Source organism: Olleya sp. KKT75, from assembly GCF_055635485.1.
The window spans coordinates 2,809,919-2,832,392 of record NZ_CM145759.1 but is presented as its reverse complement, the minus strand read 5'-3'; the positions used below and the strand labels follow the sequence as shown (position 1 = coordinate 2,832,392).

Annotated in this window: 23 protein-coding genes; 15 read left to right on the top strand and 8 right to left on the bottom strand. The window is 31.6% G+C overall.

Annotation, left to right across the window (positions count from 1 at the left end):
- Window positions 1-8: 8 nt before the first annotated feature.
- The 3 genes from ACZ2G2_RS12670 to ACZ2G2_RS12660 all read left to right on the top strand — a co-directional run bounded on the left by ACZ2G2_RS12670 (window position 9) and on the right by ACZ2G2_RS12660 (window position 3,197).
- Window positions 9-2,474, top strand: a complete 2,466-nt coding sequence (locus ACZ2G2_RS12670; RefSeq protein WP_470392495.1) for a carboxypeptidase-like regulatory domain-containing protein — start codon at window positions 9-11, stop codon at window positions 2,472-2,474.
- A 101-nt stretch (window positions 2,475-2,575) separates the two neighbouring features.
- Complete coding sequence (locus tag ACZ2G2_RS12665; protein WP_090838582.1) at window positions 2,576-2,962, top strand: DUF2306 domain-containing protein; 387 nt, start codon at window positions 2,576-2,578, stop codon at window positions 2,960-2,962.
- A gap of 64 nt (window positions 2,963-3,026) precedes the next feature.
- Window positions 3,027-3,197 (top strand): Lacal_2735 family protein, encoded by a 171-nt coding sequence (locus ACZ2G2_RS12660; RefSeq protein ID WP_157823379.1) that lies wholly within the window; start codon window positions 3,027-3,029, stop codon window positions 3,195-3,197.
- Here the strand turns inward: ACZ2G2_RS12660 and ACZ2G2_RS12655 are convergent.
- Both ACZ2G2_RS12655 and ACZ2G2_RS12650 read right to left on the bottom strand, forming a co-directional pair.
- Entirely contained in the window at window positions 3,194-3,985 is a 792-nt protein-coding gene (locus ACZ2G2_RS12655; protein WP_470392493.1) for an alpha/beta fold hydrolase, read from the bottom strand. The two genes, ACZ2G2_RS12660 and ACZ2G2_RS12655, sit on opposite strands and share 4 nt — an antisense overlap.
- Before the next feature lie 39 nt (window positions 3,986-4,024).
- The gene (locus tag ACZ2G2_RS12650; protein ID WP_470392491.1) at window positions 4,025-5,164 is read right to left on the bottom strand and encodes a cysteine desulfurase family protein; all 1,140 of its coding nucleotides are present in this window, start codon (window positions 5,162-5,164) and stop codon (window positions 4,025-4,027) included.
- A gap of 111 nt (window positions 5,165-5,275) precedes the next feature.
- On the opposite strand from ACZ2G2_RS12650, the gene ACZ2G2_RS12645 reads away from it, so the two are divergent.
- A complete protein-coding gene (locus ACZ2G2_RS12645) occupies window positions 5,276-6,217 on the top strand; it encodes a hypothetical protein (protein WP_090838588.1) in 942 nt (313 codons plus the stop codon).
- Between the two features lie 2 nt (window positions 6,218-6,219).
- On the opposite strand, the gene ACZ2G2_RS12640 is transcribed toward ACZ2G2_RS12645, so the two are convergent.
- Window positions 6,220-6,783: a Smr/MutS family protein gene (locus ACZ2G2_RS12640; RefSeq protein ID WP_470392488.1), complete on the bottom strand. Its 564-nt coding sequence runs from the start codon at window positions 6,781-6,783 to the stop codon at window positions 6,220-6,222.
- Window positions 6,780-6,995 (bottom strand): hypothetical protein, encoded by a 216-nt coding sequence (locus tag ACZ2G2_RS12635; protein WP_090838592.1) that lies wholly within the window; start codon window positions 6,993-6,995, stop codon window positions 6,780-6,782. The genes ACZ2G2_RS12640 and ACZ2G2_RS12635 overlap by 4 nt, the downstream gene beginning before the upstream one ends.
- 217 nt (window positions 6,996-7,212) lie before the next feature.
- Between ACZ2G2_RS12635 and ACZ2G2_RS12630 the strand changes: the two genes are divergently transcribed.
- The gene (locus tag ACZ2G2_RS12630; RefSeq protein ID WP_470392487.1) at window positions 7,213-9,042 is read left to right on the top strand and encodes a T9SS sorting signal type C domain-containing protein; all 1,830 of its coding nucleotides are present in this window, start codon (window positions 7,213-7,215) and stop codon (window positions 9,040-9,042) included.
- A 74-nt stretch (window positions 9,043-9,116) separates the two neighbouring features.
- Here ACZ2G2_RS12630 and rocD read toward each other — a convergent pair whose 3' ends face one another.
- Window positions 9,117-10,397 carry an ornithine--oxo-acid transaminase gene (gene rocD / locus ACZ2G2_RS12625; protein ID WP_470392485.1) on the bottom strand — a complete coding sequence of 427 codons (1,281 nt, stop codon included), beginning with the start codon at window positions 10,395-10,397 and terminating at the stop codon, window positions 9,117-9,119.
- Window positions 10,398-10,698: 301 nt separating this feature from the next.
- Between rocD and ACZ2G2_RS12620 the strand changes: the two genes are divergently transcribed.
- The 4 genes from ACZ2G2_RS12620 (at window position 10,699) to ACZ2G2_RS12605 (ending at window position 14,600) form a co-directional block, all read left to right on the top strand.
- A complete protein-coding gene (locus tag ACZ2G2_RS12620; RefSeq protein WP_090838598.1) occupies window positions 10,699-11,865 on the top strand; it encodes a mechanosensitive ion channel in 1,167 nt (388 codons plus the stop codon).
- A gap of 70 nt (window positions 11,866-11,935) precedes the next feature.
- The gene (gene rlmD / locus ACZ2G2_RS12615) at window positions 11,936-13,348 is read left to right on the top strand and encodes a 23S rRNA (uracil(1939)-C(5))-methyltransferase RlmD (RefSeq protein ID WP_090838600.1); all 1,413 of its coding nucleotides are present in this window, start codon (window positions 11,936-11,938) and stop codon (window positions 13,346-13,348) included.
- A 12-nt stretch (window positions 13,349-13,360) separates the two neighbouring features.
- Entirely contained in the window at window positions 13,361-13,882 is a 522-nt protein-coding gene (locus ACZ2G2_RS12610; protein WP_090838602.1) for a DUF6452 family protein, read from the top strand.
- Window positions 13,848-14,600 (top strand): DUF6048 family protein, encoded by a 753-nt coding sequence (locus ACZ2G2_RS12605; RefSeq protein ID WP_090838604.1) that lies wholly within the window; start codon window positions 13,848-13,850, stop codon window positions 14,598-14,600. The genes ACZ2G2_RS12610 and ACZ2G2_RS12605 overlap by 35 nt, the downstream gene beginning before the upstream one ends.
- A 35-nt stretch (window positions 14,601-14,635) precedes the next feature.
- Here ACZ2G2_RS12605 and ACZ2G2_RS12600 read toward each other — a convergent pair whose 3' ends face one another.
- Window positions 14,636-15,796, bottom strand: a complete 1,161-nt coding sequence (locus ACZ2G2_RS12600) for a THUMP domain-containing class I SAM-dependent RNA methyltransferase (protein ID WP_470392483.1) — start codon at window positions 15,794-15,796, stop codon at window positions 14,636-14,638.
- 169 nt (window positions 15,797-15,965) lie between these two features.
- Here ACZ2G2_RS12600 and ACZ2G2_RS12595 point away from each other — a divergent pair, with 169 nt between their 5' ends.
- The 6 genes from ACZ2G2_RS12595 to ACZ2G2_RS12570 all read left to right on the top strand — a co-directional run bounded on the left by ACZ2G2_RS12595 (window position 15,966) and on the right by ACZ2G2_RS12570 (window position 21,033).
- A complete protein-coding gene (locus ACZ2G2_RS12595; protein ID WP_470392481.1) occupies window positions 15,966-16,697 on the top strand; it encodes a class I SAM-dependent methyltransferase in 732 nt (243 codons plus the stop codon).
- Window positions 16,698-16,714: 17 nt separating this feature from the next.
- Window positions 16,715-17,386, top strand: coding sequence for a ZIP family metal transporter (locus ACZ2G2_RS12590; protein WP_090838610.1), 672 nt, complete (start codon window positions 16,715-16,717; stop codon window positions 17,384-17,386).
- Window positions 17,387-17,460: 74 nt separating this feature from the next.
- Window positions 17,461-17,889 carry a DUF4268 domain-containing protein gene (locus ACZ2G2_RS12585; protein WP_090838612.1) on the top strand — a complete coding sequence of 143 codons (429 nt, stop codon included), beginning with the start codon at window positions 17,461-17,463 and terminating at the stop codon, window positions 17,887-17,889.
- A 362-nt stretch (window positions 17,890-18,251) separates the two neighbouring features.
- Window positions 18,252-19,400, top strand: a complete 1,149-nt coding sequence (gene egtB / locus ACZ2G2_RS12580) for an ergothioneine biosynthesis protein EgtB (protein WP_470392478.1) — start codon at window positions 18,252-18,254, stop codon at window positions 19,398-19,400.
- 2 nt (window positions 19,401-19,402) lie between these two features.
- On the top strand, window positions 19,403-20,350 hold the full coding sequence (locus tag ACZ2G2_RS12575) for an L-histidine N(alpha)-methyltransferase (protein WP_470392476.1): 948 nt from the start codon (window positions 19,403-19,405) through the stop codon (window positions 20,348-20,350).
- A complete protein-coding gene (locus ACZ2G2_RS12570; RefSeq protein WP_470392475.1) occupies window positions 20,347-21,033 on the top strand; it encodes an aspartate/glutamate racemase family protein in 687 nt (228 codons plus the stop codon). The genes ACZ2G2_RS12575 and ACZ2G2_RS12570 overlap by 4 nt, the downstream gene beginning before the upstream one ends.
- A gap of 16 nt (window positions 21,034-21,049) precedes the next feature.
- Here ACZ2G2_RS12570 and trhA read toward each other — a convergent pair whose 3' ends face one another.
- Window positions 21,050-21,676 (bottom strand): PAQR family membrane homeostasis protein TrhA, encoded by a 627-nt coding sequence (gene trhA, locus ACZ2G2_RS12565; RefSeq protein ID WP_470392473.1) that lies wholly within the window; start codon window positions 21,674-21,676, stop codon window positions 21,050-21,052.
- On the bottom strand, window positions 21,676-22,362 hold the full coding sequence (locus tag ACZ2G2_RS12560) for a DUF4294 domain-containing protein (RefSeq protein WP_090838624.1): 687 nt from the start codon (window positions 22,360-22,362) through the stop codon (window positions 21,676-21,678). The genes trhA and ACZ2G2_RS12560 overlap by 1 nt, the downstream gene beginning before the upstream one ends.
- Window positions 22,363-22,474 lie beyond the last annotated feature (112 nt).

The window sequence follows — 22,474 nt, the reverse complement described above, 5'->3', positions numbered from 1 at the left end:
AACTACCCTTGGACAAACCTAACTACACCATAAAACTATTAGCCTTTTTATTCCCTTTGTTCTGTTTTGCACAAACCGGAACAATAAAAGGTGTGATTTTAAACGAATTTAACCAACCAGTAGAAGCCGTAAATATTAAGAGTGGAGCGTTTGGCGGACAAACCAATCAAAATGGTTTTTTCGAAATTAAAATTCCGGCTAACACAGATGTAAAAGTTATTTTTTCTCATGTATCCCATAAAAATATAACGGCTACTTTCAACTTAAAAAATGGTGAAAAATTAGAGTTTAATCCCGTCTTAAAAGAAAACGTAGAGCAAATTTCTACCGTTGTCATAAATGGTCGTAAAAGAAAAGATGTGGAAGGTATTGTTAATATTGATCCCGCTACATTAACAAAAATCCCAGGTGCACAAGCTGGTATTGAAAATTTATTAAAAACGCTACCTGGTGTTAGTAGTAATAACGAGTTAAGTACACAGTATTCTGTAAGAGGTGGTAATTTTGACGAAAACCTAGTATATGTTAATGGCATTGAAGTGTATCGTCCTTTTTTAATACGTTCTGGACAGCAGGAAGGATTAAGTTTTGTTAATTCGGATTTGGTTCAAAATGTAGATTTCTCTGCTGGAGGATTTCAAGCCAAATATGGAGACAAATTATCTTCTGTTTTAGATATTACTTATCGTAAACCTGTAGACAATAGTGTAGCTGTAGATGCTAGCTTATTAGGCGCTAGTGTGGCTATAGAAACTGCTAGTAAAGATTCTAAATTTACAGGTATCGTCGGACTACGCTATAGGGACAACAGCTTATTGGTTAACGCTAAAGAAACGGAGACTAATTTTAAACCAACCTTTGCAGATGTGCAAAGTTATTTAACGTATCAATTTACAGATAAATTAGAAGTCAGCTTTTTAGGAAATGCTGCACTTAATAAATATGATTATACGCCATTAACTAGGCAAACAAATTTTGGAACCTTAGATAACCCACAAGCGTTAATTGTGCAATATCAAGGTCAAGAAAAAGATAAATACCAAACCCTTTTTGGTGCTTTAAGTGCTAATTATGATGTTAATGACGATTTATCGCTGGCATTAGTTACGTCTACTTATCACACTACAGAAGAAGAATACTTTGACATTTTAGCACAGTATGCTTTAGGGGAAGTTAATAGTAATATTGGAGATGAAAATTTAGGTGAAGTCGAATTTGCTGAAGGTATCGGAAGTCAACTAAATCACGGTCGTAACGATTTAGATGCTTTAATCACGACAGTGGAAGCAAAAGGAACGTATACTAAAAATGAAAACGAATTTAAATTTTCAATAAAATATACCAACGAGGATATTAGAGATAGATTGGTAGAATGGGAAGTAATTGATTCTGCCGGGTTCTCAATAAATCCTCCAAGATCAGATGCTTTTAATAATCAACCTTATGAGCCTTACGAAGGTCCTCTAGAAGCTTATCAGGACGTTAGAGCACGAAACAACACTACAATAGATAGATTACAAGCATATGTACAATGGAGTAAGCGTAGCACCATTGGAGCACATGATGTATGGTATAATGCCGGCGTTAGAAGCCATAGTTGGACTGTTAATGATGAGGCTACAAACCAAAGTGTATCTCAAAATGTTTTTAGTCCCCGTGCACAATTTGCTATAAAACCAAACTGGGATAAAGACATGCTATTTAGAATTAGTGGTGGTTTATATTACCAACCTCCTTTTTACAGAGAATTACGTAATCAAGAAGGTATTGTCCAAGCAGATGTAAAAGCTCAAAAATCCATACACTTAGTATTAGGTAACGATTATAGTTTTAAAATGTGGGACAGACCCTTTAAACTAACTAGTGAAGCCTATTATAAAAAACTAACAGATGTTAATCCATATACTTTAGAAAACGTACGTATTAGATATCGTGCTACTAATAATGCAGAAGCGTATGCTTACGGTTTAGATTTACGTTTAAATGGCGAATTTGTACCTGGTACAGAAAGCTGGTTTAGTTTTGGATATTTAAAAACAGAAGAAAATATTAATGATCAAGGTTTTATAGCAAGACCAACAGATCAACGCTTAAAATTTGCTGCATTGTTTCAGGATTACGTACCAAATATCCCTAGTATGAAAATGTATTTAAACTTAGTTTATAATACAGGTCTTCCAGGGGGATCACCAAGTTACGCCGATCCTTACGTGTTTCAAAATAGACTTCCTGACTATAAACGTGCTGATATAGGATTTCAATTTGTTGTAGTAGACGCAGACAAACAATTTAACAGTGGTTGGAAAAAAGCGTTTAAAGAATTGTCTTTTGGATTTGAAATCTTTAACGTGTTTGATGTTCAAAACTCTATAACCAATACTTGGGTTAGAGATGTGTACAGTAAACGTCAGTATGCAATACCTAATTATTTAACGCCACGTGTTTTTAATGTCAGAACTACAATGCGTTTTTAGAAGATAAAAACACTCCATCCTAAAAAAACAACAATTGAGTAAAACAAAATTAAAGAAGCCTTAAAATAAGTATAAGTTTGGGTATCTAACAACCCAAAATTATGTCTTATACTATTTTAATGTACCTTCATTTAGCCACTATACTTCCTGCTTTTGTTTTAGGAACACTTAGTTTTATACTAAAAAAAGGAACAGTAACTCATAAAATAATTGGTCGGATTTATATGATTTTAATGCTATTAACAGCATTCATTACTTTATTTATGCCCTCTTTTATTGGCCCTCAATTATTCAACCATTTTGGTTGGATACACTTATTTAGTTTCCTAACTATTTACACTGTACCAACTGCATACACCGCGATAAAAAAGGGAGATGTAAGGCGTCATAAAATAAAAATGATTGGCTTATACGTTGGCGCAATGTTAATAGCTGGTGCTTTTACTTTTGTTCCTGGGCGTTATATGCATACCTTATTTTTTACCTAATACAAAGATTAACAGATCCTTGACAAACTAAAGTGCCTTAGCACCTATCTTTGTAATAAAAGCTATGTTTGGATTATTTAAAAAGAAAAGTGAGTTAGATAAACTTCAAGATAAATACAAAAAATTATTAGAAGAGTCGTTTAAATTATCAACAACTAATAGAAGTGAGAGTGATAAGAAACAAGCAGAAGCACAAGCGGTATTAGAGCAAATAGAAGCGCTTCAAAAAAACTAAGCTACTATTGCTCTGCTTCTAAGAAAGTCTAAACTTGTTTTGTTAAACAACAAGGGTTGTTCCACATTAACCACATGTCCACATTTTTCAACTACATATAATATTGAAGATGAATGCGATTTTACTATATCCTTTATGGATGGTAAAAACAAATGATCCTCTGCTCCCATGACGTAAAGTGTTGGGATTTGAATATCCTTTGCTCTAAAAAACCGAAGTAAAGGGTTGATCTCAGAGGTTAACTTAAACCATCTGATAAACTCTTTTTGATATAGTTTTTTAGCTTCATTAACAAACAAAGATCTTGACTTTTTATGATTTTTTTTCGGCATTATAATAAATGCAAAAAAACGATACAATAACATATAAGGCACTACACTTTTAAAAATAACACCTAACTTAATCAAGATTTGAGACCTAACATTAAGTTTCATTATAGCACCTCCCATTATCATACTTTGTACGCGTTTGGGATGTTTTTCGGCTAAATTTCTTATTAAAATGGTTCCTAAAGAAATACCAACAAAATGTGACATTTCAATATTTAAATGATTGATAACCTCAAGAATATCATTAGTAATAGAATCAAAAGTATATTTAGAATTAAAGGTGTCTTTTAATCTAGGCTTGCTATTTCCGTGACCACGAAGGTCCAAAATAAGCACATTAAATTCTGCTTTAAAATCTCTAATTTGCTTGTACCATATGGAACTGCTCCCTCCCGCTCCATGGACAAAAGTCACCCATTGATTAGAATTAGCATTTAAATATGTAGAGTAGTTTAGCAAAAAATTTTTATGAGTTACAAAAATACGATATAAAAAGACTTAAATATATTCTTTTAACACCTCAATAACATAATCTATTTCTTCTGTTGTATTATACTTACTAAAAGAAAAACGTAAAGACGGTTTTTGCATATCATCATCACTTAAAATTTGAGATAATACATGACTTCCTTTAGAGCTTCCACTTTGGCAAGCACTTCCTTTAGAACATGCAATTCCTTTTAAATCTAATTGAAAAAGTAATATCAATGCTTTTTCTGACGCTATTGGTAGGCAAGTATTTAAAACAGTATATGTGCTTTTTTCAAAATCGGCACTACTACCATTAAATCCAACACCAGGAAAATTAGTTTCTAGTTGCTTTATAAAATATGTTTTAAGTATTGTGATATATGCTTTTTCTTCTTCTAGATGTTGGTAAGACAATTTTAGAGCCTCTTCCAATCCAACAATATTATGCACAGCTTCTGTCCCTGCGCGGTGTCCACGTTCTTGTTCTCCTCCAAAAATTAAAGGTTTTAAACCTGAATTTTTTCTAACAAATGCAAACCCAACTCCTTTTGGTCCATGAAATTTATGACCACTTACTGCCATAAAATCTATCGGGATTTCTTGTAAATCCAATTTATAATGTCCTACAGACTGTACAGTATCACTATGGAATAATGCTTGGTTAGACTTACACATATCAGCAACATGCTTGATGTCTAATATATTACCAACCTCGTTATTAACATGCATTAAACTAACTAAGGTTTTTTCTGATGTTTGTAATAATTGCTCCAAATGCTTATAATCTACATGACCATCTACATCTAAATCTACATAGTTGATGGTAATATCGTACTCGCGTTGTAATTGTTGTACGGTATGCAAAACAGCATGGTGCTCTATTCTTGAAGTAATAATATTTTTTACACCTAAATCTCTAACTGCACTTAATAATGCTAAGTTATCAGCTTCCGTACCACCTGATGTAAATACAATTTCTGACGCAGATACATTTAAAAGCTTCGCTACTGTTTTTCTAGCTTGTTCAATCCATGCTTTAGCAGAACGTCCAAAACTATGCGTCGAGGATGCATTACCATAACACTCTTGCATAACTTTAGTCATTTTATCTATAACTTCTGGTCTTATCTGCGTAGTGGCAGCACTATCAAAATATACTGGTTTCATTGCGTTTATTGCTATTAAGAAGCACAAAAATAGTTTAAATAAAATTAATTAGCTTAACCAACGTTATAAGTTTGACAATTCTCTTATTTTTGTCTTTTAAACTTATTAGCAATGCGAAAAATTTCAGTTTTATTTATCTTTTTATTAAGTCTATTTTCTTGTGATGATGGCGACATTATTACCACTGAACTAGATTTTGATGATACTTTTGAGGCTTGTGGTGATTTAGTTTTCTTTAAAGTAAAAACGGAACCTAACGAAACGCTTTCATTACAATTAGATAGTCCTAGTTTTACTGTTGCTTCTTTGCTTGAAACTGAAGCTAACGCTGATAACACGTTACTAGTAGATTTGGTAACAACAGATGTTACCGTAGCTAGTGTTGCTGGTTTATTTAAGTTTAGAAGTTACACTAGTGATCCTACTGATTTTTTCTGTAATGATGTCCCTCCAAACGGTATTCAAATAGTTGAAGAGTATACAACTACAAGTGGAACTGCATATTTTACTGTTAGTTTAATTGAAGATGATAACGACGGAATACCTGCCGAATTAGAAGATGATAATTTAGATGGTGATAACGACCACACAACAAATCCTTTAGATACAGATGGTGACGGTTTGCCAGATTATTTAGATGCAGACGATGATGGTGATAATGTTTTAACAGCAAGTGAAAGTGTTGCTTACACAGAAACTGATGGACTAAATAATGCTTTGGATACTGATGGAGATGGTATTGCAAATTATTTAGATAACGATGATGATGGCGATGGTATACCAACCAGAAATGAAGAAGTTACAACTTTTGATAATAACCCAACCAATGACGTTTCTGACAGTACTTTTGGTCCTGATTATTTAAACCCAATATTTATGAATAATCATCAACCGACATCATTTAGAAGTCATAGTATTTCTCAGGAATTTACAGTTACTCTTAAATTTGAAAATATTTCTTTTCCTGAAATTATTTATGACGAAACTAATTTTGGTACCTTAGATGATGGTTTAACGTCTAAAACTAGAACAATTACACCACCTTTTATTTAGGATTAAATAGTAGTACTAGCATTTTGCATAATATAAACCTCTGTAGCTCCTAAACCGTATTTTTTATAGTCGGCTTCGTAGTATTTAACATTGTCATACCTACTAAATAAGGTTTCTAATTCCATTTTTAAAACACCTTCTCCGACACCGTGTATAAACACAATTTTTTGAAGACGCTTTTTAATAGCAAATTCTAACTTATGTCTAGCGGTATCTAATTGAATGGTTAATTTGTCATAATTAGTCATACCTCTTTCGTGGTCAACTAATTTGTGTAAATGCAAATCCACTTCCATAGTTGGCTCATAACGTTCCTTAGCCTTAACTTTAGTTGTAGAATGGCGCTTTTTCTCTGTTTTTTCAGACAATACTTGTTGTAGTGATGCCGAATTAAAAACATTATTTCTTAGTGTAGCTGATTTAGTTTTAACTAATTCAGAAGGCTTAAATTCAAGCTCAAAACCTTCATCTGTTTCAATAGTTACAGTATTTGACACTATAGCTATTATTGTTCCAGACAAAGCATCATCCAAAACATCTACTACATCTCCAATCTTTAAATTCATTCTTCTTCGTCTTCAATTAGTTCTGATTCAACAAACGTCTCCTTTTCTTTTTTACTAGGTATTCCTGACTGCAAATTAAAAATACCAAACATTAATACAGCAACACCCCCAACTAAGAGAAGTATGTTTTGTTTCTCATTAGCATTGGCATAAATGGCAACAACTGCACCTAGTAAGATACAGATATAGTAAAGCGTAGTCTTTTTTTGCACGATTGTGATATCTTTAAATATTTAAACAAATCTATATATTTTTATAATACTTGTGTCGATTAGCTTAGTAAAAAACACCAATTAACAAATCATTAATCCGCAATACCTTACATAAAGGATAGTCAAAAGACTAAAAATGAAATTATTATACTGAATTAAACCAATCATATTGATAAATTCAATATTTTTGTATAGAATATTCATCCCCCAAAGAATCATGAAAAAAAACCTAATATTCGCGCTACTTATATGTCCTATATATATAAGCTTTGCGCAACTGACAGTAAGAAACGATGCTTACATTTTTGTTGATGGTACTGGATTTGATGACACTGTAGCCGATGTTGCTCCATTATTTGTAACGGACAACATTAACCTACAAGAAGCAAACAGTACTATTTATTTAAGAAACGAAGCACAAATAATACAAGGTATTAAATCAACAGGTAATTCTGGTTTAGGTAAACTAAGTGTTTATCAACAAGGTACTGTACATAATTATGCTTATAACTATTGGGCCTCTCCTGTAGGTAATGTATCAACTAATACAACAGGTAATTCTGCGTTTATACCTAATCAAAACATTTTTGATGTTGTAGATTTAACCAACAGTAATTTAGCTGGTTATGCTACTTCTGGATACAATGGTACAAGTGCACCTTTAAATATTGAAAGTTATTGGTTATGGAAGTATAACCCTGGTACATCTTATAGTGATTGGATATTTGTTGGTCAATCAGGAACGGTAGACGCAGGTTATGGTTTTACTATGAAAGGGACCACTGGATCTACTCCTGCTTCTGGGCAATTATATGATTTTAGAGGAAAGCCGAACGAAGGTGAAATTGGTGCTGAAGTTACCTTAGGTCAAGAAACTTTAATAGGAAATCCTTTTCCTTCCGCTTTAGATGCAAAAGCTTTTATACATGATGCCAACAATGTGCCTCTATTAGATACTGGGTCGTTATATTATTGGGAACAAGACCAATCTGTAAGCTCTCATGTTTTAGTAGACTACAGAGCAGGTTATGGTGCTTATACTATTGATGCTTCAGGTACACTTGGATCTTACGTCCCTCCTGCTTTTAATGCTTATAATGGCGATGGTACTTTAAATACAGCCGGATCGACATCCACCACAGGAAAAAGAGCCAGACGTTATATCCCTGTTGGTCAAGGATACATGGTCAAAGGTGCAGCCACAGGTACACTTTTAATATCAGATAAACACCGTGTATTTTATAAGAAAACTGGAGTAAATAGTGAATTTTACAAAACAACTTCGCAAAGAAGTACTAGTAATGATGCCTCAGAATACCAAATGATATACAACGACAATGGATATCAAATTATTCCTGAAGCTTTCAAACGCTTTAGATTAAACGTAGATTTTGGAGTTGCATACACAAGACAATTATTACATAATTTTCACGACTCAGCAACACCTGGAATGGATTATGGATTAGAAAGTAAAGTGAATAGTCTTTTAAGTGCTGATGCTAACTGGAAACAAGGCAATGATGCTTATGTTACTAAGGCTGATAAATTTGAAATTGAATTAATAATTCCAATCATTTTAAATATAGATGCGCCACAAACGTTAAAATTTAGATTAACGGATATTCAAAATTTTGACAATGGACAGCCAATATTTTTACACGATAAAGACAACGATTTATACGTAGACTTAAGACAGCAAGACTTTGATGTTATTTTACCTATTGGTATTTATTCTAATAGATTTGAAATTACTTTTGAAGAAGCAAATACATTATCAAGTGATGAGTTTGTAGATAATAATTTTAATGTACTACAAAACAATGCCAATGCAGAATTAGTTGTACTAAACCCTAAAAATTTAAAGATTAATAGTATTGAGTTATTTGATATAACTGGTAAGCTTGTTTTTAATAAATTAGTTAACAATACAACTACAAGATTAAGCTATTCTACTAAAAACCTAAGTGATGGTGTGTATCTAGTAAAAACCACATTATCTAATAGCAATACAACTACTAAAAAAGTGATTGTTGCTAACAAAAAATAAAATTAGTTACTGTTTAAACAAAAAAAAAGACTGTCAAAATTGACAGTCTTTTTTAGTATATAATAATTTAAAAATTACTTTTCAAATTGTTTTAATGTTTTTGTAATAATACCAACACAATCTAACAACTGTTCTTTAGTCATTACTAAAGGTGGCGCAAAACGGATAATATTACCGTGCGTTGGCTTTGCTAATAAACCATTGTTACGTAATGCCATACAAATGTTCCAAGCAGTCTCACTATCTTCTGTATCATTAATTAAAATAGCATTTAACAGTCCTTTACCTCTTACCGAGTTAACAATATTTGAAGTTTCGATAAATTTAGCTAATTCAGATCTAAATAATTCTCCTAAATCAAAAGCGTTTTGTGCTAATTTTTCATCTTTAATTACTTCTAAAGCTGCAGTTCCAATTGCTGCTGCAACTGGGTTACCTCCAAATGTACTACCGTGGTTACCTGGCTTAATAACATTCATTATGTTATCGTTTGCTAACACAGCACTTACTGGGTAAGCTCCTCCTGATAATGCTTTTCCTAATATTAAAATATCAGCTTTTACTTCTGGAGTACCAGAACAATGTTTGTCAGAACAAGTACAATTACCACAAGTTGCTAATAAACGTCCTGTTCTTGCAATACCTGTTTGTACTTCATCTGCAATAAATAAAACGTTATGTTTTGCACATAATGCTTTAGCTTTTGCTAGATACCCTTCACTTGGCACGTATACACCCGCTTCTCCTTGGATAGGCTCCACTAAGAAACCTGCAACGTTTTTGTTACTATTTAGCACATCTTCTAATGCTTGAAGATTATCATATTCAATTTTAATAAATCCTTTTGTATAAGGTCCAAAGTTTTTACGTGCTACTGGATCGTTAGAAAAAGATATAATAGTAGTTGTACGACCATGAAAATTGTTTTCGCAAACAACAATCTCAGCTTCATTCTCATCAATACCTTTTACTTCATAAGCCCATTTTCTACATAGCTTTAAAGCAGTCTCTACAGCTTCAGCACCAGTATTCATTGGTAATAACTTATCGTAATTAAATGTTTCGGTAGCATATTTTTCAAATTTACCTAACATATCATTATAAAAAGCACGAGACGTTAATGTCAATGTTTGCGCTTGTTTAACCATTGCTCCTACTATTTTCGGGTGACAATGTCCTTGATTAACTGCAGAATATGCAGATAAAAAATCATAATATTTTTTTCCTTCTACGTCCCAAACAAATACACCTTCACCTTTGCTTAATACAACAGGTAATGGATGATAGTTGTGTGCTCCGTATTTGTTTTCTAAGTCCATCGCTTCTTGCGATGTTAATTGGTTTAAAACAGCCATTTTTTCAATATTTAAAGTTATAAAGTAGCCATTCCTTCTGTACCTTTATCCTTTCGAAAGCTCGAAAATTCAGCGTGGGAGAGAAATCATCCCTAAGAACACGCAAATTAATAAATAAAACCTTCAAAGAAATAAAAATCAAATTTATTATAGTAATATATACCAATTCTAAATTCCTTTTAACAGACAAAAGCGCACTTAATCCGATGTGACATTTACTAGTTCTATTAATAATTACAACTGTCTTATAAATTCTATTTTAGCTAGAATCATTAACTAATCAACAAAATAATAATACAAAATGGAATTTTTAAAAAACATTGAAAGAAGTATTTCAAACTCACTTGGAGATAATTTAACTAATGCTTTGGGTGCTTTACTTATATTAATAATAGGAATCTTTGTCGCTAAATTTGTAAAAAAAATAATTACAAAATTAGTAGCAAAAAGTGGTATAGATGCAAAACTTAAAAGCGATAAAGTAATATTGTCAAAACTAATTGGTAAGCTTATCTACTTTTTATTAATGATAATTGTGTTTATGCTAGCATTAGAAAAATTAGGAATGACTAACGTTCTTGAGCCATTAAAAATAATGCTTAATAAATTTTTAGGTTTTATTCCTAATATTATAGGAGCAGGATTAGTAGCTTACATAGGTTACATGCTTGCTAATGTGGTTTCAGAATTAGTAGAATTATCTGGAGATACTATTCAAAAATTTACACCAAAATTAAAATTACCAGAAAATATTAATCTTGTTAAAATTTTAAAACAAGTAGTATTCATTTTAATATTTATACCATTATTAATTTCTGCATTAAACATTTTAAATATAGAAACTATTTCAGAGCCAGCAACACAAATGTTAAGTACGTTCTTTGCTGCTATTCCTAAAATATTATTAGCTGCAATTATTTTAATAGTATTTGTTGTCGCTGCAAAATTTATTTCTTCTTTATTAAAAGACCTTTTAAAAAGCATGAACTTAGACAGTACTTTAGAAAAAATGAATATGAAAAGCTTATTTGGTAACACCAATGTAGCAACTGCTATTTCTAAAATAGTTTATGTTTTTATTATTCTTTTTGGACTAGTTACAGCTCTAGAAAAATTAGAATTCTCTCAATTAACATCTATTGTTGATACAGTAATTTCTTATGGTGGAAGAATCCTTTTCGGAATTGTAATTATTACACTTGGTATGTGGTTAGCTAATTTATTAACTTCTACAATAGCAAAGGGTAACAACGTTTTTGTAACTTCTATTATTAAAATAGCAATTATCGCTATTTTTCTAGCTATCGGATTACGCTCAATGGGAATTGCTGATGAAATTGTAAACTTAGCATTCGGAATTACATTAGGTACAGTAGCACTTACAGTCGTATTATCTTTTGGACTTGGTGGTCGTGAAGCTGCAGGAAAACAGATGTCTAACATTTTAGACAGATTTAATAAAAAATAATTTAAATTTCCTTTAAATTTAAAACTGCTCTAAAACATTAGAGCAGTTTTTTTTTGATATTTTTGCACTTATGGCAAGACGAAATACAAAAAAACAAATTTTTACTAATGTAGAAGTTTTAGATGCTGCAGCTAAAGGAAAGACTGTAGCTAAAGCACCTGATGGACGTGTTATATTTTTACCAAACGCAGTACCAGGAGATATAGTAGATGTACAAACATTTAAAAAACGTAAGTCTTATTTTGAAGGTAAGGCTACTGTTTTTCATAAATTAAGTGATAAACGTACAACTCCAGAATGTGAGCATTTTGGCGTTTGTGGGGGTTGCAAGTGGCAAGATATGGGCTATGAGCACCAATTATATTACAAACAAAATGAAGTTACAAATAACCTAACCAGAATTGGTCATTTAGAGTTACCTGAAGTAACTCCTATCCTACCGTCTGCAGAACAATATTTTTATAGGAATAAAATGGAGTTCTCTTTTAGCGATGCTAGATGGTTAACTTTAGAAGAAGTACAATCTGATAGAGATTTAGGAGACAGAAATGCACTTGGTTTTCATATTCCTGGAATGTGGGACAAAATATTAGATATTAAAAAATGTCATTTACAAGCAGATCCTTCTAACGCTATTAGAAATGCAGTTAGAGATTTTTCTATTAAAAATGAACTAGAATTCTTTAATACTAGAAACCAAACCGGTTTATTACGTACTATGATGATACGTACGTCTTCTACAGGCGATATAATGGTTGTTATTCAATTTTTTAAAGAAGATGTTGCAAAACGTGAATTGCTTTTAAATTATGTAGCTGAAACTTTTCCAGAAATAACATCATTACAATATATTATTAACGAAAAAGCTAACGATACTATTTACGATCAAGATGTAATTTGCTTTAAAGGTGAAGATCATATTTTTGAAGAAATGGAAGGTTTGAAATTTAAGATAAATGCGAAGTCATTTTATCAAACCAATTCTAATCAAGCCTACGAGTTATATAAACTAACCCGTGAGTTTGCCGATTTAAAAGGAGACGAATTAGTTTACGATTTATATACAGGTACCGGAACTATTGCTCAATTTGTATCTAAAAAAGCTAAAAAAGTGGTTGGTGTAGAAGCTGTACCAGATGCTATTAGTGCAGCAAAAGAAAATGCTGAACGCAATAATATTACAAATTGCGAGTTTTTTGTAGGAGACATGAAAAACGTTTTTAACCAAGAGTTTATAAATACTCATGGTCAACCAGACGTTATTATTACAGATCCACCAAGAGACGGAATGCATAAAGATGTGGTGCAACAAATACTAAATATTGCGCCACAAAAAATAGTATATGTAAGTTGTAATAGTGCGACGCAAGCTAGAGATTTAGAGTTAATGAAAGACATCTATAACATTACTAAAGTGCAAGCTGTAGATATGTTTCCGCAAACACACCATGTAGAAAATATTGTACTTTTAGAAAAGAAATAATTTACAACGTAAATGAAACATTTAAAACTTTACTTAGTAGTATTGGTTGCCTCGTTTAGTCTTTTGACTTGTGAGCGTGACGATTTATGTCCAGAAACAACACCTACAACGCCAAGTCTAATTATTGATTTTTACAACAATAATGCGCAGGACAGTAGGAAAAATGCAACAAACCTATATGTAATTGGTCAGGATAATGAAGACGTTTTAGATGGTTATAATGTTGCAACCGTAAACCAAGTTGTGTTACCATTACGAACAGACACAGATACTACAACATTTTCTTTAACCCGTAATACAGTTTTAGATGACGATGGTAATATTACCTCAGGTAATACAGATACAGTTACTATAACCTACGCTACGGAAGACGTTTATGTCTCTAGAGCTTGTGGTTATAAAACTATATTTAAAAATGTAGTAGTAACAATAGATGGAGGTACGGATGCTAATTGGATCATATTTGCACAACCAGAAAATGATAATTTAACAATTGAAGATGAAACAACAACACACTATTTCTTTTATCATTAGTCTGTTTTTGTGCTGTAGTATAACATTACACGCACAAGAAGAAAAAGAAGAGGTCGCAATCAAAAAAGATAGTATCCAACTGCGCTATGGTTTGCGTTTAGGTACAGACGCTAGTAAATTAATTAGAACAGCTTTAGACGATGACTATTCTGGTTTTGAAATTAATGGTGATTACCGTTTGACTAAAGATCTATTTATTGCGGGAGAAATTGGTAATGAAGAAAAAACAACCACCAATGATTTTTTAGATGTTACTGCTAAAGGAAGCTACTTTAAAGTTGGTTTTGACTATAACCTTTATGATAATTGGGCAGGAGCGGATAATATGATTTATTCAGGATTTAGAATTGGAGCTAGTACTTTTAGTCAAACTAGAACTAGCTACACTGTTTATTCTACCAATCAATATTGGCAACCTCAATTCTCATCAACAGAGTCAATAGAATCTAGTGGCTTGTCTGCCATTTGGGTTGAATTAATATTAGGAATTAAAGCTGAAGTTTTTACTAATTTTTATATTGGTATTAATGCGCAATTAAAAGGAATGATTACGCAAGACCAACCTGTAGATTTTGAAAATTTATTTGTTCCTGGATTTAACAAAACGTTTGATTCTGGTCGTATCGGGGTTGGTTACGGATACAGTGTTTCCTATCTAATACCGCTTTTTAAGAAAAACAAAAACAGTGTAAAAACAAAAAAGGAAGTTGATAATTAATCAACTTCCTTTTTTTTATTAGCTATTTGTAATAACTACTTATTCATATACTTTCCTTTTTTACTTCCTGCGTAAATCTCGTATTTAACTAAACGTGATTCCAACATAGCATTCATTAAATGGATTTTTCTTGATGGTCTTAAACCAACATGTTTTAAAGCCTCTAAATTAGAAGTAATAAACCAAGCATCTGTATTTGGGTAATTCTGCTTTAAAGTATCTCCTATATTCTTGTAAAAGCTCTCCATTTCAATATCAAGACGTTCTCCGTACGGTGGGTTAAATACCATATGTAATTTTGACTCCCCTCCTCTTTGTGTCTTAAAAAAGTCTTCGTGCTGTATTGTTATAAAATCCTCTAAGTGCGCATTTGCAATGTTTTCCTTAGCTTTTGTAACTGCACTTGGAGACTTATCATAACCTACTATTTTATGATGAAAATCTCTAGTCTTTTTAATTAAAGACTCTTCTATTTTTTCAAATAAATCTACATCCCAATCGTTCCAACGCTCAAAAGCAAACTCTTTACGCATTAAATTTGGTGGTATATTACAAGCAATCATAGCAGCTTCTGCTAAAATAGTTCCACTACCACACATTGGGTCTATAAAATCGGATTGTCCATCCCAACCTGACAACATGATAATCCCTGCTGCCAACACCTCGTTAATAGGTGCAATATTGGTTGCTAATTTATAACCACGTTTGTGTAAAGAATCTCCAGAAGAATCTAAGGAAATATTACACTCTTCCCTATCAATATGAACGTTAATTTTAACATCCGGAAACTTTAAGTCTACATTTGGACGCTCTCCAGTGTCGTCCCTAAACTTATCTACAATGGCATCTTTAGTTTTTTGTGCTATATATAAAGAGTGTGTAAACACCGTAGAATTTATTGTAGCATCAACAGCTAATGTTCCTGAGGACTTCAAATAAGGCGTCCAGTCCATTTTATAAACCTGATCATATAGATCTTTTTCTGTTTGAATTTTAAAACTATGTATCGGTTTTAAAATTTTTGTTGCTGTACGCAAAGCCAAATTACTTTTGTACATAAATCCCTTATCCCCAACAAATGACACGTTACGAACACCGATTTTTACATCGCGCGCACCCAATTGTGTTAACTCTTTTGCTAGTAACTCTTCAAAGCCAAATAAAGTTTTGGCAACCATCTTGAAATTTTCTTCCATTCTTTTCGTCTAATACTTTGCAAAAATACTCTATTTTTGCCGGAAATATAACCTTTATAAATAAATGGGTTAAGGATGGAGCAATTTGTTTGAGCTCCTCGGAGAGAGCGAGTTGCGAGAGCCTGATAAACTGTAGCTTAAGCGGAAGTTTAAACCCCAAAAATAAAATATGAATAAAAACGATAAAAAATGGTACGCATCATGGTTTGATAGTCCATTTTACCACATACTTTACAAAGATAGAGATCATACTGAAGCTGAGCATTTTATGACTAGTTTAACGGAATATTTAAATCTTCCTGAGGAAGGTAAAATATTGGATTTAGCTTGTGGTAAAGGTAGACATGCCGTGTATTTAAACTCGATTGGATACAATGTTACTGGTGCAGATTTATCAGAAAACAGTATTAATCATGCTAAGCAATTTGAAAATGACACATTGCATTTTAAAGTGCATAATATGTGTGAGCCTTTCGGCGAAACTTTTGATGCTGTGTTTAATTTGTTTACCAGTTTTGGATATTTTGAAAATGAATCTGACAATTTAGCGACTATAAAAGCTATTAAAGCCAATTTAAACGATTCTGGTTTTGGTGTTATTGATTTTATGAATACCGAGTTTATTATTGACAACCTGGTTCCTGAAAACGTTAAAACGGTAGAGGGTATTGACTTTTTACAAAAAAGACGAGTAGAAAACGGATACATTATTAAAGACATTAGCTTTACGGCAGATAGCGAAGATTATCAGTTTCAAGAGCGTGTTAAAGCTTTTAGCTTAGCTGATTTTGAAGCTTTGTTTGAACAAGCCGGTGTTTATTTATTAGATATTTTTGGAGATTATAAATTAAATAAATTTCATAAAAAAACATCTGATCGCTTAATCATGATTATCAAGTAAGTAATTTAGTAAAACAAATGCAAAATTTTATTTTTCCCATTATAGCTGTTGTTTTAGGGTATTTAATAGTCTTATTATTTAAGCCTAAACATAATCGCAGTCTTAAATTACTACTAGCGTTTAGTGGTTCTTTTTTACTGTCAATTACCGTTTTTGATTTTTTACCTGAAGTGTATAATAGTTTTGATAAACCTATTGGTTTGTTTATCATGATTGGTATATTATTACAAATTATACTAGAGTTTTTCTCTAAAGGAGCAGAACATGGTCATGTCCATATTGACAAAAGTAGTGTTGATTTTCCTTGGTTATTATTTATAAGTTTAAGTATACATAGTGTTTTAGAAGGCATCCCTATCGAGGCACATGACCATTTAATTTATGGTGTAATTATCCATAAACTACCTGTAGCTATAATATTATCAACCTTTTTTCTAGCTTCAAACTTAAGCAAGTCTAAAAGTATTATGTTTTTATTACTGTTTGCATTAATGACGCCTTTAGGAGTGTTTTTATCAATGCAATTTCAGTTTTTTGAAAACTATTATTATGAGGTTTCTGCTTTGGTTATTGGTATATTTTTACATATTAGTACCACCATTTTATTTGAAAGTAGCGAAGGGCATAAATTTAATTTAGCTAAACTAAGTACCATTATTTTAGGTATTATAATTGCCTATTTAATATAACGAGGCGTTAACCTTATAAAAATATAAACTAACACGTTTATAAACTTTAACCGTGTTAATACAGTAATATATCTATGTTTTCAAAAGAAGAATCAAGAGAGATAAAAGAGTTGTTTTGGACTAGTTTTGGAAAATCTTTTCCAAGAAAATGGACCCTATACAACACTAAACTAAAAGGCTTAAGCTTCAAGTTTTATTTTGATAATAAAAAAGCTTTTGTAACCTTAGACCTTGAAGATGATCTTGAAAACCGCATTAATTACTGGGAAAAACTAGTATCTCTAAAATCTATTTTGTTAGATCAATATCTTCCCGAAGCTATTTATGACGAAGAATATATATTAGATAATGGAAAAGAAATCTCTAGAATTTATGTGCCCTTAGAGCAAAAAGTATCAATACATAACAAAAACTCTTGGCAAGAAGTAATGGTGTTTTTTAATACACACATGGCGCTTTTTGAAGACTTTTTTGAAGAGTATAAAGATATTCTAGAAGATTAAACCTACTCCATTTTTTATCAAAAATAGCTGTTTTAATTGTGTTAGGTACAATTAAAAATAACGACTTAGTATTTGTGTGTTTTATTTTAAAAAGATTAATTACAGTACGTTTTACTGTTTTAATTTTTTTTAAAGTAAATGGTAGACAGTACTAGTTATAGTCAGTTGACAAACTTTTCTCAATACCAAATAACAATTTTAGTGTTATTTTCATACGCTATATATCACGTTTAATTATTGGTTTAAAAATGAATTTATTCTTTTTAAACCAATAGTATTGATGTGTAAAATAACGTTAAAATAAATTTAAATTCGGACTAATAATTAAACCGGTAGCCAATTACTTGTTATATTTGAGAAGCATGGATACCATATTACAACACTACCAAAACACTCGAAATTACACTCAAACTATTTGTAATCCTCTAAATATAGAAGATTACACACCACAATCTGCTGCTTTTGCAAGTCCGCCTAAATGGCATATTGCACATACCACATGGTTTTTTGAAGAAATGATTTTGAAATCGTTTTATCCAAATTATATTGTTTTTGACAGTGAGTATTCGTTTTTATTTAATAGTTATTACAATAGCATAGGTAAACGTATAGAGCGTCATAACCGTGGTTTAATTACACGTCCAAGTATTGATGTGATTTTTAAATATCGTGCTTATGTGGATAAACATATGTCTCAACTATTAGAAACAGCAGCGGATCCAGAAGTTGTAAAATTGACTGTTTTAGGCATAAATCATGAGCAACAACATCAAGAGTTATTGCTTACCGACTTAAAATACACGTTTTCTTTAAATCCAATTAATCCAAAATATACAGACCATAATTTGGTTGAAGCCACCAATACAGAATCCGGTTGGTTATCAATACAAGAGGGTGTTTACACTATTGGACATAACACAGGTTCGTTTTCTTTTGATAATGAGCTAGGTTTACATAAAGTCTACCTTCAGCCCTACAGTATGAATAAAGCCTTAGTAACTAATCAAGAATATATTGAGTTTATTGAAGCCAAAGGGTATCAAACCGCCAAATATTGGCTTGACGAAGGTTGGTATTGGATTAATGACAACGCAATTGACAAACCCTTATATTGGGTTAAGATAGACGCAACTTGGCACCATTATACACTGTCTGGTTTAAAACCAGTTAATCCGGATGCCATTTTAACGCACATATCTTATTATGAGGCTGCCGCATTTGCTTTTTGGAAAGGTATGCGCTTACCAACAGAGTTTGAATGGGAAATAGCCTCTGAAAACTTAAATTGGGGACAACGTTGGGAATGGACCAATTCCGCTTACTTACCTTATCCTAATTTTGAAATAGCAAAAGGTGCTGTTGGCGAGTATAATGGTAAATTTATGATTAACCAAATGGTGCTTCGTGGGGCATCTTCTGCTACATCCAAAAACCACAGCAGACCAACTTACAGAAATTTTTTTCCACCACAAACTAAATGGCAATTTTCAGGCATTAGACTAGCTAAATAAATATGAATAACAATTTTTTAAACGACGTAGATAAAGGTCTAAGTAATACACCTAAGTACCTTTTATCCAAATATTTTTATGATAAAAAAGGAGATGCTTTATTTGTAGATATTATGAATATGCCCGAGTATTATTTGACTAGAGCTGAATTTGATATCTTTAAAAATCAAACCCAAAATATCATTAAAGCGCTACAACTAAATAAAAATACATTTTTTGAATTGATAGAACTTGGAGCTGGAGACGGAACCAAAACAAAAGAACTATTAAAAGTTTTAGATACTGAAAATTACGATTTTAATTATGTGCCAATAGATATTTCTCAAAATGCCTTAGACCAATTAAAGCAGAGTGTAAACAAAGAATTACCTAACGTTAAAACAACCACCAAACAAGGTGATTATTTTAATGTTTTGGCATCATTAAAACAATCTAATCATCCTAAAATAATTTTATTTTTAGGTTCAAATCTTGGTAATTTAAGTGATGTACAAGCGGAAGATTTTCTTTCTAAATTATCAGATTCATTAAGACCAAATGATAAAGTTTTATTAGGTTTGGACCTTATTAAATCTAGAGACATTGTACTACCTGCTTATAATGATAGTCAAGGAATTACCAAACGTTTCAACTTAAACTTATTAGATAGAATTAATAATGAATTAGGTGCAGATTTTGACACTAATGCCTTTATACACCAACCAGAATACACAGAAGAAGAAGGTATAGCCAGAAGTTATATAGTAAGCACAACAAATCAAAATGTTACGGTTAAAAGCTTAAATAAAACATTCCATTTTATGGAAGGAGAACGCGTACATACAGAGACCTCTAGAAAATATAATGATACCATTTTAGACTCTTATTTAAAGAATACATCATTACAAGTTATTGACAAATTAATGGATAGTAATACTTATTTCGCAGATTATATATTGGATAAAAAATGATTAAAAAACAATCAGAAGTATTAGGGATTTTAGGGCTTGGAAGCCGAAGCACTTTGTTTTATTTAGAACAATTGAACACACAATTCCACACCCTTAAAGGCGATTATCATACCTTCCCTTCTATTACACATACTGTAGATTTTAATACCATAAATCCGTATTTACCAAATCAATTCAATACACTTAAACCCGTTGTTAAACAACAAATAACATCACTTTTTAAGGACAATGTACATAGCTGTATTGTACCTAATATTACTTTACATGAAACTATAGATCAATTACAATTTGACAAGCCTATACTTCATCCTATAACGTTAAGCACAGAACACCTAAAAGCTCAAAACATAAGTAACGTGATAGTTTTCGGCTCTTTATACACAATGAGCTCTGAATATATTACTAATCAATTACATTCAGAAAATATTACGGTAACATTACCATCTAAATCTGATCAAATCACAATTGATAATTGTCGAAAAAAACTATATAGTTATTCTGAAACAGATGCTGATTTTGAAGAATATAAAGCACTTATAGAAAAATACAGTAAAAATAATATTGTATTAGTTGCCTGTACAGAATTGTCGCTATGGACAATTGCGCTTAACAATAAAAACATAGTGGATATGGCATTACTACAAATAAACAAAGCTATAGAACGCACCCACAATAATTTATAAACAGGATGTTTTAGAGTTAGACTACAAAAAATAAGATCATAAAAAAATGGCAAATGGCACCTCCTAAAACAAATAAATGCCAAATAACATGATTGTATGGTATTTTCTCGATAGCATAAAATACAATACCGACAGTATAAGACAAGCCTCCTGCCATAAGTAATACAATACCGTTAGGCTCCATAATACTTGATAGCGTTGCAAAATCAAACACTATTAACCAGCCCATTACTAAATACAATAGTGTAGAAAAAAAGTTGAATCTCCCTGTAAAAAATAGTTTTAAAACAACACCAAAAGCAGCAATTCCCCAGACGGTATAAAATAATGTCCAACCTAAACTTTGCTCTAAAGTAATAAGTAAAACTGGCGTATATGTTCCCGCAATTAGCAGATAAATACTAACGTGATCTACAATTCTAAAATAGTGTTTCTTTTTTTCGTCAGTAATATTATGATATAGTGTTGACGCTGTAAACAAAATGATTATTGATAAACCGTATACTACAACACTAAACAAACTGTATTCTGTTTTTTTAGTTTCAAAAACCATCAATAGCACTAATGCTACAATACCAAAAACAGCACCTATACCGTGTGTTAATGCATTTAATTTTTCTTCAAAAGGGGTTTGCTTACGCATTAGTTATTATTAGATTTATCTGTTGTTTCCCATTTATTGGATAACTTATAGTATTCAAAATTTAAAGGCGATTTCACCAATTTAAGTATTCCTCTTTGCCAGGCTCTAACCAAAATATCTTCGATTAAATAATCTTCCTCTACGTTTTCAGGGTCATACTCACGTTTTAAAGAAATATTAAATAAGTACGCCGTACTATTATACCAAAAGGCACGCCATCCATTACGTAACTCTTTTATCAAGTTAAAGGCTGTATCTCCGGTTTGTCTATGTATTAATTTAACTAAAATTTGACCCTCCGTTTTAGTTAACTTTTTTAGCTCTTCAGAAAACTCTTCTTCTATATATTTTTGGACTTTTTTAGCGTACTTCTTCTTCTCACGCTTTTTAGTCAACGTTTTCAATTTAGTATTTAATGCATTTAGACGGTCTGCTGCCAACTTAGCATACGGATACACTTTTATTGTTTTTCGTCTTAAAATATAATAACGTCTTCTGTCCGCTTTATCTTTAAAACTTAACTTATCCAAAAGCATAACTTCATCTAAATAAATAGAAGTATGTGGGATAGAATCTCCAGCAATAATAATGTACTCTACCTCTGTGGAATCTTTTACAACCTCATTAACTTCCTGTGCAAAAAGTCCAAAAGGGAGACATAAAAAAAGGCAAATAATATACTTCATAGTGACTTAACTGCTAAAACTATTCCAAAATAGAACATTTTATTGCACAAAATTAATAATTAACGTCTTGCTAACGATTAAAAAGTGTGAATATTCTTATTTTAGACAAAAA

Coding starts and splice junctions, on each gene's coding strand:
- ACZ2G2_RS12665 (WP_090838582.1), top strand. CDS start 2,576: ATGTCTTATACTATTTTAATGTACCTTCATTTAGCCACTATACTTCCT.
- ACZ2G2_RS12660 (WP_157823379.1), top strand. CDS start 3,027: ATGTTTGGATTATTTAAAAAGAAAAGTGAGTTAGATAAACTTCAAGAT.
- ACZ2G2_RS12650 (WP_470392491.1), bottom strand. CDS start 5,164: ATGAAACCAGTATATTTTGATAGTGCTGCCACTACGCAGATAAGACCA.
- ACZ2G2_RS12645 (WP_090838588.1), top strand. CDS start 5,276: ATGCGAAAAATTTCAGTTTTATTTATCTTTTTATTAAGTCTATTTTCT.
- ACZ2G2_RS12640 (WP_470392488.1), bottom strand. CDS start 6,783: ATGAATTTAAAGATTGGAGATGTAGTAGATGTTTTGGATGATGCTTTG.
- ACZ2G2_RS12630 (WP_470392487.1), top strand. CDS start 7,213: ATGAAAAAAAACCTAATATTCGCGCTACTTATATGTCCTATATATATA.
- rocD (WP_470392485.1), bottom strand. CDS start 10,397: ATGGCTGTTTTAAACCAATTAACATCGCAAGAAGCGATGGACTTAGAA.
- ACZ2G2_RS12620 (WP_090838598.1), top strand. CDS start 10,699: ATGGAATTTTTAAAAAACATTGAAAGAAGTATTTCAAACTCACTTGGA.
- rlmD (WP_090838600.1), top strand. CDS start 11,936: ATGGCAAGACGAAATACAAAAAAACAAATTTTTACTAATGTAGAAGTT.
- ACZ2G2_RS12610 (WP_090838602.1), top strand. CDS start 13,361: ATGAAACATTTAAAACTTTACTTAGTAGTATTGGTTGCCTCGTTTAGT.
- ACZ2G2_RS12605 (WP_090838604.1), top strand. CDS start 13,848: ATGAAACAACAACACACTATTTCTTTTATCATTAGTCTGTTTTTGTGC.
- ACZ2G2_RS12600 (WP_470392483.1), bottom strand. CDS start 15,796: ATGGAAGAAAATTTCAAGATGGTTGCCAAAACTTTATTTGGCTTTGAA.
- ACZ2G2_RS12595 (WP_470392481.1), top strand. CDS start 15,966: ATGAATAAAAACGATAAAAAATGGTACGCATCATGGTTTGATAGTCCA.
- ACZ2G2_RS12590 (WP_090838610.1), top strand. CDS start 16,715: ATGCAAAATTTTATTTTTCCCATTATAGCTGTTGTTTTAGGGTATTTA.
- ACZ2G2_RS12585 (WP_090838612.1), top strand. CDS start 17,461: ATGTTTTCAAAAGAAGAATCAAGAGAGATAAAAGAGTTGTTTTGGACT.
- egtB (WP_470392478.1), top strand. CDS start 18,252: ATGGATACCATATTACAACACTACCAAAACACTCGAAATTACACTCAA.
- ACZ2G2_RS12575 (WP_470392476.1), top strand. CDS start 19,403: ATGAATAACAATTTTTTAAACGACGTAGATAAAGGTCTAAGTAATACA.
- ACZ2G2_RS12570 (WP_470392475.1), top strand. CDS start 20,347: ATGATTAAAAAACAATCAGAAGTATTAGGGATTTTAGGGCTTGGAAGC.
- trhA (WP_470392473.1), bottom strand. CDS start 21,676: ATGCGTAAGCAAACCCCTTTTGAAGAAAAATTAAATGCATTAACACAC.
- ACZ2G2_RS12560 (WP_090838624.1), bottom strand. CDS start 22,362: ATGAAGTATATTATTTGCCTTTTTTTATGTCTCCCTTTTGGACTTTTT.